Raw genomic sequence first — 15,413 nt, 5'->3', positions numbered from 1 at the left:
GCTCATGAACAAGATGCAATCCCCCTCTCACTCGGGTTCGCCAAAATCAACCTAGTGCATCGGCTTCCTTCAATCTCCGCCGGCGCCCATGGTTAGAGCTACCGATGATTTACTCGACTCGCTTGTCCCGAAGATCGGCAGAATTGGCCGGAGCTTGACGAGGAAATCCCATGCCATGAGTAAAGCTCCAAGCGCGAACACGATATCGCCCGGCATGCGCATCCACTGCCAGAAGAGCGTCGTGTCGTAGAACTCCTTGCTCCGCGCATAGGCCAGACCGTGTTCATAGACAGCGTCGAGTTGCGGCCAGCCGATGGGGAAGAAGTTCAGGAATATCCACATCACCAGCCCGATATTGTAGAGCCAGAATGCCCAGCGCCCGACGCTCTCACCGAACTCGTGCCTCTCGCCTGCAATGTAGCGCAGGCAGAAATAGATGAGCCCGATACCGAGCAGACCAAATGCGCCGAACAAGGCGGTGTGCGCGTGGTTGAGCGTCAGGAACGTCGCATGCTCGTAGTAGTTCACCAGCGGGGCATTGAGCGTGCCACCACCGAAAACGCCTGCTCCGACGAAATTCCAGAACGCAGCGCCGATGATATAGGTGTAGGCGAGCCCGTATTTGAAATCGCCATGCGCCTGAATAAGACGACGCTGCTGGATCGCCTCGATGATGAGCAGCACCAGTGGTAGCACCTCGATGAAGGAGAACATCGAGCCAAGCGGGACCCACATACCCGGCTCGCCTGCCCAATAAAGGTGATGTCCTGTCCCCAGCACGCCGCCAAGGAAGATCAGGATCAACTCGAAATAAACCGCACGCTCAGCAAGCCGGCGAGAAACCAGGCCAACGGCCATCAGAAGATAGGCGCTGATGGCAGAGGCAAAGAATTCGAAGGACTGCTCCACCCAGAGATGCACCACCCACCAGCGCCAGAAGTCACTAATGGTGAAGGACTTCTCGATTCCGGTTAGCGGGATCATGCCGAAGACATAGAGAAGCGCGATATTGACAGTCGAGGCCCAGAGCAGATGCTCGAGCCGGATCCGACCCGACCAGAACTGGCGCGTCGCCGCCCACAACGTCTCTCGTGTCGGCCACAACGCGCGGAATACGAGCACGCTCCAAATTGCCAGCCCCGCAAAGAAACCGATCTGCCAGGCACGCCCGAGCTGGATATAGGAGAGGCCCTGGTTGCCGAACCAGAACCAGTTCTCATTGATATATCCCATGATGCCGAGATAGTTCCCGAGCAGAGCTCCCGCGACGATGAAGAGCGTCACCCAGAATAGGATGTCGACGAGGACCGCCTGACCTTTCGCTTCCCGACCACTGATAGCCGGAGCCAGGAAAAGCGCCGCCGCAATCCAGGAGACGCCGATCCAGACAATCGGTGCCTGGATATGCACGTCGCGCAGGAAATTGAACGGTAGATACTTGTCGATGGGGATGCCGTAAAAGGCGGCACGCTCCGTGTAGTAATGCGCCATGATGGAGCCGACGAGGATCTGCAGCAGAAGAACCGCCGCGACGACGAGGAAATATTTCCAGACGCGACGCTGGCTCTGCGTCAGTGGCTTGAATTCGCCAAGAACCGGATCCATCGGCGCGTTGTCCGGATCGTTCAGGAAGCGCTCGTAGATGAAGAGCACCACGCCAAAGGCGAAGAAGGTGAAACAGAAGCTGATCCAGGTCCAGCGGAAGGTGCTGGTCGTTGGCGTATTACCGACCAACGGTTCAAACGGCCAGTTCTGGGTCCACGATGCATCCGTACCCGGCCGGCGCGCCACCGTGGTCAGCGAGGAATAGAGAAGAAAATCCGCCGTATATCCGGCGCTGGTCTCGTCAAGGCTATAGGCTTGCGTCCAGCCTCGCGCGAAATCGTGATGGAGGAGGGATTGGGTGATCTGCGCACGCCGCGTCGTGATCGCTTCGGCCAGCGCATCAGGAACCACAACTTTCTTTTGCGTGAGGTCGACACCCTGCAGCACGGACTGCATTTCGGCCTTGACCGCAGCGCGCTCTGCCGTCGGCAGCGTATCGAGTGCCTGGCCGTAGCGGGACCGCGCGATATTTGCTTCCGTCAGCTTTCCGAGCCTGACCAGATTGTCAGCCGTGTAGTCTTCGCCGAAATAGGAGCCCATACCATAAAGGCTGCCATAATCCATGAGGTCGGCTTTCTGGAAGCCTTCCTTGCCACGGACAATATCGTCGGCGGACATGAGGACCGTCCCGTCAGAACGCACAAAATTGTCGGGGAAGGGGGGCGCATCTCTATAGGTCAGCACCGTGACCCAGCCGAGTATGCCAAAGCAGATGACAGCAACCGCCAACAACACCCATTTCAGGACATTGCTGACAGGATCTTCCGGCGCCTGGTCGACGCCCGCCGCTTCGATAGCCATTATTCCCCTCCAGAAAAGTTCGGCGCGAGGGGGAGCCCTCGCCGCCCGGTCGCGAAGAGACTCAACTAGAAAACAAATTTCACCATTTGATTTGATATAAATCAAATTTTCGTGTGACTTATATCACGCGCGTTCTGACCGCCGCGGCAGTGCATGAAAAGAGAAAGGTACGAATTGAGAGCTTCTGCTTCCGTTGAAGACATCAACCAGCTTCCCCTCTTTGCGCAGATGACGTCGCCGGCGCGGGAGGAGTTGCTGCGCCATGCGGTCGTCCACAGCGCATCGGCGGGAACCGTTCTTTTCGAACAAGGGACGATGCCCACATTTCAGCATGTTCTTCTTGAGGGCGCGGCCCATCTGTTCGGCAGATCAAGCGAGGGAAAGGAAGTACTGATCGAAGTGGTCGAACCACCGGACCTCATAATTCCCGCCGCCGTGGTAACGAACTCGCCCTATCTTATGCAGGCACGCGTTCAGGAAGCGTCGCGCTTCCTGTTGATTCAGGCGGACGCCTTTCGACGCACCCTGCAACAGGACCCCGCCCTGTCGCATGCACTGGTTGCCAGTCTCGCCGGTCAGTTCCGGCGCATGGTCCGTCAGATCAAAAATCTGAAGCTGAGGTCGGCTTCGCAGCGCGCGGGCTGCTACATCCTTGCGCTCAGATGGAAACAGGGCGGCGGAAACCGCGTCACCCTTCCTTACGAAAAGAGCCTGATCGCCTCCGAACTGGGGCTCACGCGTGAAAGCTTTTCCCGGGCCCTTGCGTCCCTTCAACATGACGGTATCGAGGTCCAGGCAAACACCATCCTCATCCACGATGACGAACGTCTTGCGGCCGCCTGCGGACCCGACCCTTTGATCGACCCGGACGAAGAGCTCCACCTGTGAAGCAAACTACTTTACCTGCAAGACAGTTGCAGGCATTTCCCTCGGATCTATCAAAGCGGACAAGCAAAATGACAACAGTGACATTCATCTTTCCCGACGGAACGGAAAAGTCACTCCAGGTTCGCCCGGGCACGAATGTGATGGATGCTGCGGTTTCGAACGATATTGAAGGTATAAAGGCGAATTGCCGAGGGAACTGCGCCTGTTCAACGTGCCACGTATATGTTGATAACGAATGGCTTGAGCTGGTTGGCCCCGCGTCGGGGATCGAAGAAGACATTCTCGATTTTGCGCCAAACGCGCGACCGGAAAGCAGATTATGCTGCCAGATATGCCTGTCCCCCGCTCTGAATGGACTGAGACTGCATATTCCGGACTGGCAAAGATGGAACTGAGAGCTACCCGGCGGCCTGAGGTAAGCGAACGTCTCCAGGATTGAGGATGGCCCATAAGAGAAAAGATGCTCCTCTCTTCAGGGCTAACCGAAGGCACCCATTGTGGAATAATCAGGTCACAAGGCACTGCCACTTTTCGCACAAGCTTTCTTCGGGTGAGAGACGAATGTCCACAACTTCGTATCACGGTGGCATTGTGTTCGCCCAATCGCGAGGTACGTCGTTCGGACATTCGTTGTAACGATCACTTGGTACGATTCGACAGAAGTGGGTACAGCCAAATTGTTTTTTGGATTTCGGGAACTGCTCGACCTGCGTTTCAACAGATGCAAGGCATCATCCCCGCTCTTTCATTTCACGCCCGGCAGACATGGCTTGCCGCACTGAAATTCCGCATTGCGTTATCAGAGGTTCACGACTCCTGTCACGCATCCAGATGAGTCCCGTGACACCGCTCAACATCGCAGCGAGCAAGACAATGAGCGGTCCAAGTTGTGAACCAGTTTCCAATATGAGCCAGCTAGCGAGAACCGGAGTGGTTCCCCCCACGATCCCGAGACCGGTATTGAACACTATGGAGTATGCGGTCAGGCGATCATCCTCCGGAAACTGTTCAGTGAACAGCGCGGGAGCCGCCCCGAGCGGTACCGCAAGGAAGAGCCCCATGGCGACTTGACCTACCAGTGCGGCAAATCCTCCGTCAGCGACAATCCATGGCAATATAAAAACGCCTGCTCCTCCGATTGCGAGGATCGCGCCCACGAGCAAATACGTACGCCTCACAAACCGATCCGAAATCCAGCCCGCCAGAGGAATAAACGGGATCAACAACGCCAACGTCAGGGTATTGATACGCATGGCACTATCCAGCGGAATTGTCGTGACCTGCGCTACCCAAGTCGGCAGATAGACGAGCGCAAGGTAGAACAGTGCACCATAGGACGACGCGAACAGAACTCCCTGCACGGTTTCGCGACGATTGCAGCTAAACGCCTCCACGATTGGAGAATTTCGGCAGCGGGCACTCTGGTATCGTTTGAAATGAGGCGACTCCGGCAAACCACGTCGTAGAACAATGGCTATAGCACCAAGCACTCCGCCAAAGATAAAGGGTATGCGCCATCCCCATGAATTCATGGCGTCGGCCGTCAACAAGCTCGTCACAGCAGTGGCTGCGCCCGATCCCAACAGCATTCCGCACAGACTTCCAATGTTCGCCCAGCTTCCAGCAATACCTCGTCGGCCGGCGGGGGCGGTTTCCACCAGATAGGTCACAGACGTCGAGAACTCACCGCCCACAGACAGCCCCTGCACCATACGCACCAAAACGAGGAGAAGCGGAGCATACACCCCGGCTTGCGCGTAGACAGGCAAGAGACCCAGACACAATGTGGGAAAAGCCATCATTGCCACAGACAAAATCAATGTCCGACTGCGCCCGAATGTATCGCCCATCCAACCGAATACAACAGACCCCAAAGGCCTCATGATAAAGCCGACCGCAAACACACCGTAGGTCGCTATCAGCGAGACCAGACGGTTGCTGCCAGGGAAAAACAACTCCGAGAGAACTGACGCCATAAAACCGTACAGTGCAAAATCGTACCATTCGAGGATATTGCCGATGACACCTGCGAGCACCGCCGTGAGTCGATGCTCTTCATCGAGATCGAACAGTGCATTTCCATCCGCCATATTCACTCCCTGCCATATCGCTCGCCTATAACCATTTTCGTGCGACCCAGCCGATAAACCCTTGAGCAAAGCGAAGTAGAGATATCTTTCCTCGCGGTTCCTGTACCATGCGCCTCGCATGTTCAAGGTCATCGAGGAATACGTCAGTCAGCTCGTGGTTCAGTCGAGGTGACCGCGTGACAAGATTGAGTTCATCGTTGATGAACAGGCTCCTATAGTCGAGATTCGCGGTTCCGACACTCGACCAGTCCTCATCTATGATCATTGTCTTGGCGTGAAGCACACGTCCGTTGAACTCGAAAACTCTAACGCCGGCACGAAGAAGAGAATCATAGGAAAGTCGGGCAGCCCATTGAACAACAGGAACATCGCTCTTACCGGGCACCAGTAGCCTCACATCAACACCTCGTAACGCTGCGTTGCGAAGACCCCGCTGGGTAGCTGCGTCCGGTACAAAATATGGCGTTGTGATCCAGATCCTTTTTGCGGCCTCGTCAAGACGCTGGTGAAGAACACAGTACCACCTGTATCGGCACCCGACACCGTAGTTCGGCAACAACAGCGATCCGTTCACCCACTCCTCTTTGCCGCATTCTCTCCTTTCCTCGAAGTCATGGAAAAGCTGTTCCGCACGGGATGCCAGACCCCCGGTGAAACGCAAATGAGTATCCCGCCACCGTGTACGGCCGATGCTTGCCCTAGAACTTTCGTCTCCAACATTGAAGCCGCCGAGATAGGCAACCGCTCCATCGACTACGAGAAGCTTGCGGTGGTCTCGTCGTCCGTAGCGGAACGGATGACGCCAACTCCAGCGTCGGTACCATTTCAACTGCACACCAGCTCTCCGGAGGGCGTCATGCGCCCTCCTTGGAAAAGTGCCCCAGGATCCGAATGCGTCCAATCTTGCTCGAACATCGACACCCCGGCCGGCGGCTTCCACGAACGCGTCCAGGAACCTTTGCCCAACACGATCACACCTGAAGATATAGACTTCGAATAATATCGACTTTGATGCGCCGGAGATGTCACGCAGCATGCTTTCGAAGAGCTCATCGCCCTCGGTGAAAAGGCTGAATCTCGTCTGATTTCCGTTCATAGCCCGGTTGCTTTGATTGTACGGCCTACATCCTGTGGGGCTGGTAGACGATTCCGTTAGCTTTCTGGAGGGCGCGGACATAATCGACAATCAGCGCGACCTCACGATGCGACACCTGCGGCTGCGCGGGCATGTTTCCGTAGGGCCAGTGGTGCTGGCGAACGCCGTTCGCGGCTGCCCGGAAAAATGCCTCATCGGCATGATGCCCGGGATTGTAGATCTGATGTACGAGCGGCGGCCCCTTACCGGTCCCGCTGGCATTATCGCCATGACACTCGGCGCAATTTCTGTCGAACGCTGCCTTGCCAAGAGCTGCATCGCCGGAAAGAGGCGGAACAACGACATCTCTCTTCGCAGAGTGTACGCTTTCTTCTCCAAACATCCGCCATGCGCCAATAACGACACCGCCGGCAATTACTGCAAGCACAGCATATGTAGAAAAATTTTTCACCATCGCTTGTTCCCTGTTTCCTCCAGCGAAAACGACACGCGTGAACCGACGAGTCCTTCATTACATCAGTCATAACTAAGCGCACTGACACGGATGAACCGCCCGATTTTCCATTCCCCTCGATGTTTCCCGGGTCAGCCAGAAGCCTGCACCTAGCAACATAGCGCCACCCAGCACCATCCCCCACGAGGGAACGTCTCCGAAGACCAGATAACCGAAGAACGACGCGACGAGCGGCGACACGATGATGTCGATCAGGGCATATACGTTTGCATCGAGGGTCTTCAGAACCATGGATATGCCGAGATAGGCAAAACCCGTGGACACGACCCCGAGCCCCAGAACCCAAAGCAGAACCGGCACCGTCACACCGACGGTCTCATAGTGAATGCCGCGCAGAATATCGCCGGGGCCGAACAGCAACATCGAAGGCAAAAGCACAATCGCCGCGACCAGCATCGACCACGCGATATCGTTTCCGGCTTCCGATTTTCCCTCATACCTCAGATAGGTGACCATTGCGGCGTATACCGCTCCGTCTCCGAGCGCGACGAGATTGCCGGCCAGTTCGCCACCTTTCAAGGGGTTAGCAGTAGCGATACCGATCAGCGCAACCACGAAAATGAACATGTAGCCGGGACGAGCCTTCTCGCCCAGAAATACCGCCGAGAAGATGAATGTAAAAAACGGCGCAATGCTCCAGAAGATGACGGCGTTGGCAATAGGGACAAGAGTCATCGCGTAGTTGAAAACGCTGATCTGGGCGGCAATCAGAATTCCGACGAGCAATGTGTTCTTGAGATTGTTTCGGGGAAACAGCAACGGCTTGCCCGTTATGCTGGGCATGAAACCGAACAGCAGTAAGGCCGCCAGAGAAAGCGCGTAGAAGTTCAGCGTCTGGATGGGTATGAGACCGCCGGTCAGCTTGACGAAGACCCCGATGGTCGCCTCGGAAACGGTGATAAGCGCGAGCAGAGAAATCGTTTGCGCCGTCATGCCGTGCCGGAACTCGTCGAAATCACATCAATCGCCTCGGCGCCTTCCTCATCAAGACAGACATCTTCGACCTGCAACGTGGCAAAGAAGATGCCATAATCCCGCTTAAGCAAGTGATGAGCCTTACGTAATACCTCCCCACCCGACGCATCCTTGTCGATCCGCATATGCGCGGAGAAAACATATTTTCCGCTGGTCAGCGCCCAGGCATGAACATGGTGCACGTCTTTCACGCCATCCATCTTCTGAAGCGCCGTTGCGATCTCGCGCAGGTTCACGTCAGACGGTGTACCTTCCATGAGCAGACGTGTCGCATCCTTGAGGATCGTCCAACTCGCCCACAGCAGCACGAAGCCGAACGCCATACCGAGGATCGGGTCAATGAGAAGAAAATCGGTAAAGCGGATGACAAGCGCAGCCACGATAATGATCAGGCTCCCCACGAAGGTCTGTATGATGTGCCACAGTGCGCCCTTGACGTTGAGATCGCTCTGGCTCTGACGCCACATCAAACCGAGAGAAATGATTTCGGTGAAAAGACCACCCGCTGCCGCCCAAAGCATCGGCCCGGTTGGCAGTTCTATGGGTGCCGTCAAACGCATACCGCCCATGACAATAACGACCAGTGCCATGCCCAGCAGGAAACCACCATTTACGAAGGCGCCGACAAGTTCGGCCCGGTACCATCCGTAGCTCTGCACTTCACTGGCCGGGCGGCGCGCCACTCTCGCGGCGACGATTGCCACCAGCACCCCGCCGACCGCCGAGAATGTATGGAAGGCATCGGATATGACAGAGATGGAGCCCGTCCAGAACCCGATCCCCATCTCGATAAAGAAATAGATTCCAGTCAGCCAGGCTGAGATCGCGAGCCCCCGTCCGCTCGATGGCATATGACCGGTATGCCCACTAGACATGTGAGTCATTTTATACCCCCTCACGATTGCGGGACGATGTACTCGCCACCAGCCGGCGAGCGCGCTCAAGCAATTTGGCATTGATCGCAACGATGACGGTGCTGAGCGACATCAGGGCCGCCCCAAATGCAGGTGTCAGAAGAATGCCCCAGCTATAGGCAACCCCTGCCGCAAGCGGGATCGCAAAAGCATTGTATCCGGTCGCCCAAAGCAAATTCTGAATCATTTTGCCGTAGGTCGCCCGGGACAAGGCCAGAATGGCAAACACATCCCGCGGGTCGGAGCGAACCAGCACGATATCAGCAGACTCGATGGCCACTTCCGTACCGGCACCGATTGCTATGCCCAGATCAGATTGCACGAGAGCGGGTGCATCGTTCACACCATCACCGATCATCGCAACATTGAGGCCCCGCGACTGCACCTCCTTGACCTTCTCCACCTTCTGATGCGGCAAAACCTCGGCGAAATAATCGTCAAGGCCGAGTTGTCCCGCCACGGACCTGGCGACCGACGTTGCATCACCCGTCACCATCATGCATTTGATTCCCATCTCTTTTAGCCGCGATACGGCCTCGAAAGATTCCGGTCGCACGATATCGGCGAGTGCAATGGCGCCGACAAGACGCTCGTCCAGCATAACGAAGACAACAGTGTTGCCTTCATCGGTATATGCCGTGGTTTCGTGAGATGGCAGGTCGATTCCCTTTTCGCGGAGATAGCCGGGGCTGACAACGCGGACCATTTGCCCGTCGATACCGGCCTCGGCACCCTGTCCGGTGAGACTTTTGAAGTTCTCGACATTCCGCACCTCGATGCCGCGTTCCTCCGCCCCGTGCACGATGCCCTGGGCGATCGGATGCTGAGACTTGTTTTCGAGCGACGCCGCGATTGCGAGAATCTCGTCTTCGGACTGGTCCGCTAGCGCTGCGATACCGGCAACGCCAAACCGGCCTTCAGTGAGTGTACCCGTCTTGTCGAAAAGAACGGCATTGAGATTCCGTGCCCTTTCGAAGGCTGCCCGATCCCTTATCAGGAGGCCGTTCTGCGCGGTCAGACGTGTACTGACAGCGACGACGAGTGGCACGGCAAGGCCAAGGGCGTGCGGACAAGTGATCACCATCACGGTCACCATGCGCTCGAGCGCGAATTCGAAGCTTTCGCCGACGCCCAACCAATAGATCAAGGTGAGGCCGCCGGCGCTCAATGCTATATAGGTTAGCCAGAGCGCAGCACGGTTCGCGATATCCTGTGTCCTTGAACGTGTCGCCTGAGCCTGTTTGACCATATCGATCACTTGCGAGAGATAGGTCTGATCGCCCGTCTTCTTGACTTCAAGCGTGACGGCACCCTCGCCGTTCACCGAGCCTCCGACAGCTTCCGCGCCTTTGCCCTTTTCGACAGGCCGGGACTCGCCCGTAAGCATCGCCTCGTTGAAGCTTGAGTCGCCATCGACGATAACGCCGTCGGTCGGTACCTTTTCCCCCGGACGAACCAGTACATGATCTCCAGGCTTCAATTCGGAGACCGGAATTTCTTCGATGGCGCCATCTTCCGCGACGCGATGGGCCGACGCAGGTAACAGTCGGACCAGAGCCTCCAGCGCGCCGGAAGCTCCCATGACAGACTTCATCTCGATCCAGTGACCGAGAAGCATGATGTCAATCAGGGTTACCAGTTCCCAGAAAAACACTTTTCCGGAAAGACCGAACACGACGGCGCTGGAATAGAAGAAGGCCACCGAGATCGCGAGAGCGATCAGCGTCATCATGCCGGGCCGTCGGTTTCGCAATTCGCCGAAAAGCCCGTTCAGAAAGGGCCAGCCGCCATAGAAGAAGGCTATGGCGGAGAGTGAGAAAAGCAAATAGCTGTCGCCACTGAAGGCAATCGCTCCCCTCAAACCGAGGAACGTCTGTATCATCGGCGAAAGCGCCAGGACAGGCACCGTCAGGATCAGCGACACCCAGAACCTTTTGCGAAAATCCGCGACCATCGCCGAGTGATTATGCGCCATATGGTGGTCGTGATGCTCGGCGCCATCGGGGCCGCCAGCTGACGACGAGGAAACCTGAGACGCATGAGTATGATCGTGATGGTTCAAATCCGGCATATCGGTCCCTCCCGGTAGCCTCCGTTATCGCCAGAGAATGTCCGACGACTCGCTCGGCAGTCTTCGCCGCTGCGCGAGTCGTCGTTCGTCGGTACGCCTCGTCGGACGAGACGAGAAATCTCACATGCAGCCCATGACCGGGAGGATCTGATTGGCTTTCTCCTGCTGATCATCCGACAAAGCCGCATAGAGTTTTTCGGCGGCGGGCTTCATCTTTTCAAGCGCGCCGACGCGGGTCTTCATGAGCGATATCTGCAGATCCAGCATATCGACAGCGGAACGGTCTTCATTGCCCTTCTGGAACAGGCTGAACATCTGCTGATGCATGCCCGCCATGCTCTGGAAGTTTTCCTTGAGAGCGTCCGCATAGGCAGACCAGGCAGCGCTCTGGTCGTCCGTGATCTTGAGCTCCGCCTTCAGGAAGGCGAGACGTCCGTCCACATAGGTGTCGTAGTCACCGGACGCACCGTAACCGCCCATGCCGCAGCCGGCGCCCATCATCCCGTAACCGCCGCCCATCATGCCGTAGCCATAGCCGCCACCCATCATGGCGCCGGGGCCGTACCCACTGCCATAGCCCATCATTTGGCCCTGACCGGCACCCATCATGCCGGGGCCCATGCCATATCCGCCCATCATCCATCCACCATTCTGGCCCGAAGGATCATGCGCATAGGCGGTCGATGTCAGAAGCAACGTCACAATGCCCGCAAGGGCCGATTTCCGAATATTCATCAAGTCCTCCAAGGATTAAGTCTGTCCGGGTAAAATCCCTCATTCACTCAATCACGACATTGCGAGAGATCAACAAGCGTCTTATTTCGCAATGTCGTATACGGAATAACAGCGTTACATCATCTGCGTTGCGCCCCGCACGCTCAGCCACCGGTGATATCAGCCTTCCTCTTCAAATACTCCTCGCGCGAAATCTCACCTTTCGAGTAAAGGAGGTCCAAGACGGTCATCGGATCCTCGCCTAGAGATCTTTTCCCGCCACCGCTGGTAAACAGGCGCACGAATCCTGCGATCAGCGCCGCGAACAGCACGATAAGAAGAATGCCGATGAGCCAGTGCCCGATACCGAAGAATCCCATTCCGTATCCGGACATATGACCATAGCTGCCGTCGGACCCTGAACCATCCATATACGCCGCAACGGGAACCGACCTGAGCAAAACGCCGGATAAAGCGGCTGCTGTTGATAGCGTAGCCATTGTATTCTCCATTTCTGCGTGAGAGGGGAAGCTCTCCGCTTCCCCTGCACGATTTCATTAATGCTCGCATTGCACAGTGAGCTACCGATCTACTGTTCCAGATTCTGGCACGCCTGAGCCTTGGCACGATTTCCGTTCATCATGCCGCCGGTCATCATCTGGCCATGCTGCTCAACCATCTGCGTGCACATGGCCTGCATGTTTCCCATATGCTGCTGCATGCCCTGCCCCATCGGCATTTGACCGTTTGTCTGCATCGGTTGACCCTTGTGCATTTGCCGACCGGGGCTCATTGATTGCTGTCCTGCACCCATTTGCTGTTGTCCCATGGGCATTTGCTGACCATTTCCCATCCCCATGCCTGCGGCAGATGCAATGCCGGGTGCAATAAGGGCGGAAGCGAATAACGCAAATGCAGATGCAACTGCTGTAGCTTGCTTTTTCATTTGGATCTCCCTAGTTGGCCGGTTGCTTGCAGACGGAGCACCTGCACCGGCTGACACGTGCTCCGTGTTCACGAGAACCTCAGAACCAAAGGCGCAGACCGACGACAAAGGTCGTCAGTTCGACGTCTCCACCGCCGGCGCGCGCCATGCTTGCCGTACTGCCGAATTTTCGTTCCCAGTTGACGCCGATATAGGGAGCCAGCTCACGGCGGATTTCGTAGCGCAGCCGCGCACCCGCTTCCGCGCTCGAGAGCCCCGCGCCCAGCTCCCGCTTCGGATCGTCCTTGCTGTAGAGCATGGCGTCCACGCGGGGCGTCAACACAAGCCGCTGGGTGAACATGATGTCGTAGCTCACCTCACCGCGAAGCGCGTAATGCGCGTTGTCACTTGCATAGGCGGTCGCCTGAACCTCGAAGAAATCCGGTGCAAGCCCCTGAAACCCGAGCGCCGCCCAGCTTCGCGACGGCGTATTGCTGGCAAGGTCGGTTCTCACCCCCGCCTGCAGGTCCCAATAGTCCGCAACGGCGCGCGAATAGAGAAGCTCCGCCCGGACGCCGTCATATTTGGCGTCCGTCCGCTCGCCTTCCGTCTTGAACCAGAGCTTGTCGATATCCGTCCCGCCCCAGGCCTGAACGTCCCATTTGAACGTGTTGAGGTCGCCGGGGTTCCGGATTTCCAGTTGCTCCGCCATGAGCGCATAGCTGACCGGATTGTCGTGGATGGTGGCCGGCCAGTCGGCGGGCGGCGCATCCGCTGTCGCGAGATCCTTGTCCGTCACGCCATCCGGATAAGTCTCCGCATGTGCCATACGGGGAAGCACAAAGACCGTCAGGGCAAGTGCCGCGGCAAGGGCGGCGCGTGATTTCCAGTTTTTCATGTCCGTTTTCCTCACGACACCGAAACCTTGCGGAACATGCCCGCATCCATGTGGAAGACGAGATGGCAGTGATAGGCCCAGCCACCCGGCGCATCGGCATTCACGAAATAGTCGACGGCGTGACCGGGATTCACATTCACCGTGTGCTTGAGCGGCCGGTGATCGCCCTGCCCATTGTCGATTTCGCTCCACATGCCGTGAAGGTGGATCGGATGCGCCATCATCGTGTCGTTGACGAGCCGTACGCGGACCCGCTCGCCGTAGCGCATGTGGATCGGATCGGCGTCGGAGAATTTCACGCCGTTGAACGACCACATGTAGCGCTCCATGTTGCCGGTCAGGTGAAGCTCGATTTCCCGGTCCGGATCACGCGTGACCGGCACCTTATTGACGCCTCTGAGATCCGCATAGGTCAGCACGCGGCGGCCGTTCCTGCGCAGTCCCGGTCCCGGATCGTTGTAGGTGAGCGCAACGGAACTCGGCTGCATCACGGCACCCGGCCCGTCTTCGGACGCCGGGTGCGTCACCTCGATCATCGCCGCGGCGGGCATGGGCTTCCCGCCGGATGTGTTCATGCCGTGCATGCCATTCGCGTGAGGCATGCCAGACATGGCTGCGCCGTTACCATGCGTCGGGGGCGACGCGGCCATCCCCGCCATTCCGCTCCCCGATGACGTTTCGTGTCCCCTACCGGACATGCCGGACATTCCAGCCATGCCGCCCATATCCGCCATGGTGAGCACCGGACGCGGATCCATCGCAGGCACCTCGGCCCGCATACCGGAGCGCGGCGCGAGCGTACCGAAGGCATAGCCGGAGCGATCCATCGACTGCGCGAACACCGCATAGGCCCGGTCGTCCTCGGGCTCGACGATCACGTCATAGGTTTCGGCGACGCCCATCCGGAACTCGTCGACGGAGACCGGCTCGACATCGTTCCCGTCCGCCGCGACGACTGTCATTTTGAGGCCGGGAATGCGGACATCGAAATAGGTCATGGAAGAGGCATTGATGAAGCGAAGGCGGACCCGCTCGCCGGGCCGGAAGAGCGCCGACCAGCCTTCCGCAGGCGCCTTGCCATTCATCAGATAGGTGTAGGTATAGGCCGTCACATCCGCGATGTCGGTCGGCGTCATGTTCATGGCGCCCCACATCAGGCGGTCATCGACCGTCGCGCCCAGCCCCTTCTCCGCAATATCTTTCGTGAAATCGAAGAACGTCCGCTGGCTGAAATTATAGTAGTCGCTCTGCTTCTTGAGCTTGTCGAAGATCGTCGCGGGATCCTCGTCGCTCCAGTCCGACAGCACGACCACGTAATCGCGATCAGCGCGGATCGTCGGCCCGCCCCGCGGTTCCACGATCAATGCGCCATAGACACCCTTCGGCTCATGAAAGCCTGCATGGCTGTGATACCAGTACGTGCCGTGCTGGCGCAGCTTGAAGGCATAATTATGCGTCTCGCCGGGCTTGATGCCGGCAAAGCTGATCCCCGGCACACCGTCCTGCGTCGCCGGCAGCAAAAGCCCATGCCAGTGAATGGCCGCGAGGTCCGGCGTGGCGTTCTTCACGCGCAGGCGCACTTCATCGCCCTCGCGCAAATGAAGAACCGGCGCGGGCACCTGCCCGTTGACGGCGATGGCAGTTGCGGGAGCGCCTGTGAAGTTCACGCCGAGCGGCGCGATGGAGAGGTCGATGGTCGTGCCTTTCAGCACCTCTCCGCCCGTGCCGAATTCGGATGCGCGGGCTGGACGCGTGGGAAGGCCGAGGCCTGCAAGCAACCCGCCCGCGGCCACGCCCTGCACGAAGCGCCGCCTCGAAAGAGCAACCGGTGGCATGCCATTGCGTGAAAACTGTTCGTTGTTGGTCATTATCCTCGCCTCAGTGAGAGGTCACCCGGCGGCGCAAAGCCGCCGGGATCCCGA

The 15,413-nt window shown here is 57.7% G+C and carries 14 protein-coding genes; 2 read left to right on the top strand and 12 right to left on the bottom strand.

The features are described 5' to 3' along the window. Window positions 1-69: 69 nt before the first annotated feature. Window positions 70-2,406 carry a nitric-oxide reductase large subunit gene (locus ACSSVQ_RS16160; RefSeq protein ID WP_454184351.1) on the bottom strand — a complete coding sequence of 779 codons (2,337 nt, stop codon included), beginning with the start codon at window positions 2,404-2,406 and terminating at the stop codon, window positions 70-72. Window positions 2,407-2,580: 174 nt separating this feature from the next. On the opposite strand from ACSSVQ_RS16160, the gene ACSSVQ_RS16155 reads away from it, so the two are divergent. Together ACSSVQ_RS16155 and ACSSVQ_RS16150 are read left to right on the top strand one after the other, a co-directional pair. Then, window positions 2,581-3,294, top strand: coding sequence for a cyclic nucleotide-binding domain-containing protein (locus ACSSVQ_RS16155; protein ID WP_454184350.1), 714 nt, complete (start codon window positions 2,581-2,583; stop codon window positions 3,292-3,294). A 68-nt stretch (window positions 3,295-3,362) separates the two neighbouring features. After that, window positions 3,363-3,689, top strand: coding sequence for a 2Fe-2S iron-sulfur cluster-binding protein (locus ACSSVQ_RS16150; RefSeq protein WP_454184349.1), 327 nt, complete (start codon window positions 3,363-3,365; stop codon window positions 3,687-3,689). Between the two features lie 336 nt (window positions 3,690-4,025). Here the strand turns inward: ACSSVQ_RS16150 and ACSSVQ_RS16145 are convergent, their stop codons facing one another. The 11 genes from ACSSVQ_RS16145 to ACSSVQ_RS16095 all read right to left on the bottom strand — a co-directional run bounded on the left by ACSSVQ_RS16145 (window position 4,026) and on the right by ACSSVQ_RS16095 (window position 15,359). Beyond that, window positions 4,026-5,384, bottom strand: a complete 1,359-nt coding sequence (locus ACSSVQ_RS16145) for an MFS transporter (protein ID WP_454184348.1) — start codon at window positions 5,382-5,384, stop codon at window positions 4,026-4,028. A 25-nt stretch (window positions 5,385-5,409) separates the two neighbouring features. Beyond that, the gene (locus ACSSVQ_RS16140) at window positions 5,410-6,480 is read right to left on the bottom strand and encodes a phospholipase D-like domain-containing protein (protein ID WP_454184347.1); all 1,071 of its coding nucleotides are present in this window, start codon (window positions 6,478-6,480) and stop codon (window positions 5,410-5,412) included. Window positions 6,481-6,505: 25 nt separating this feature from the next. Then, window positions 6,506-6,934 (bottom strand): c-type cytochrome, encoded by a 429-nt coding sequence (locus tag ACSSVQ_RS16135; RefSeq protein ID WP_454184346.1) that lies wholly within the window; start codon window positions 6,932-6,934, stop codon window positions 6,506-6,508. Between the two features lie 72 nt (window positions 6,935-7,006). After that, window positions 7,007-7,927, bottom strand: coding sequence for a DMT family transporter (locus ACSSVQ_RS16130; RefSeq protein ID WP_454184345.1), 921 nt, complete (start codon window positions 7,925-7,927; stop codon window positions 7,007-7,009). Beyond that, the gene (locus ACSSVQ_RS16125) at window positions 7,924-8,853 is read right to left on the bottom strand and encodes a cation diffusion facilitator family transporter (protein ID WP_454184344.1); all 930 of its coding nucleotides are present in this window, start codon (window positions 8,851-8,853) and stop codon (window positions 7,924-7,926) included. Before ACSSVQ_RS16125 ends, ACSSVQ_RS16130 begins: the two co-directional genes overlap by 4 nt. A 1-nt stretch (window position 8,854) precedes the next feature. Then, a complete protein-coding gene (locus ACSSVQ_RS16120; protein WP_454184343.1) occupies window positions 8,855-10,954 on the bottom strand; it encodes a copper-translocating P-type ATPase in 2,100 nt (699 codons plus the stop codon). A gap of 120 nt (window positions 10,955-11,074) precedes the next feature. Then, complete coding sequence (locus ACSSVQ_RS16115; RefSeq protein ID WP_454184342.1) at window positions 11,075-11,689, bottom strand: Spy/CpxP family protein refolding chaperone; 615 nt, start codon at window positions 11,687-11,689, stop codon at window positions 11,075-11,077. A 143-nt stretch (window positions 11,690-11,832) separates the two neighbouring features. Continuing rightward, complete coding sequence (locus ACSSVQ_RS16110) at window positions 11,833-12,168, bottom strand: SHOCT domain-containing protein (protein WP_454184341.1); 336 nt, start codon at window positions 12,166-12,168, stop codon at window positions 11,833-11,835. 89 nt (window positions 12,169-12,257) lie between these two features. Then, window positions 12,258-12,614 (bottom strand): hypothetical protein, encoded by a 357-nt coding sequence (locus ACSSVQ_RS16105; protein ID WP_454184340.1) that lies wholly within the window; start codon window positions 12,612-12,614, stop codon window positions 12,258-12,260. Window positions 12,615-12,693: 79 nt separating this feature from the next. After that, on the bottom strand, window positions 12,694-13,491 hold the full coding sequence (locus ACSSVQ_RS16100; RefSeq protein WP_454184339.1) for a copper resistance protein B: 798 nt from the start codon (window positions 13,489-13,491) through the stop codon (window positions 12,694-12,696). A gap of 11 nt (window positions 13,492-13,502) precedes the next feature. Further along, window positions 13,503-15,359 carry a copper resistance system multicopper oxidase gene (locus ACSSVQ_RS16095; RefSeq protein ID WP_454184338.1) on the bottom strand — a complete coding sequence of 619 codons (1,857 nt, stop codon included), beginning with the start codon at window positions 15,357-15,359 and terminating at the stop codon, window positions 13,503-13,505. Window positions 15,360-15,413 lie beyond the last annotated feature (54 nt).

This window comes from Parvibaculum sp. MBR-TMA-1.3b-4.2 (genome assembly GCF_053628815.1).
This window is presented reverse-complemented; position numbering and strand designations above follow the sequence as displayed.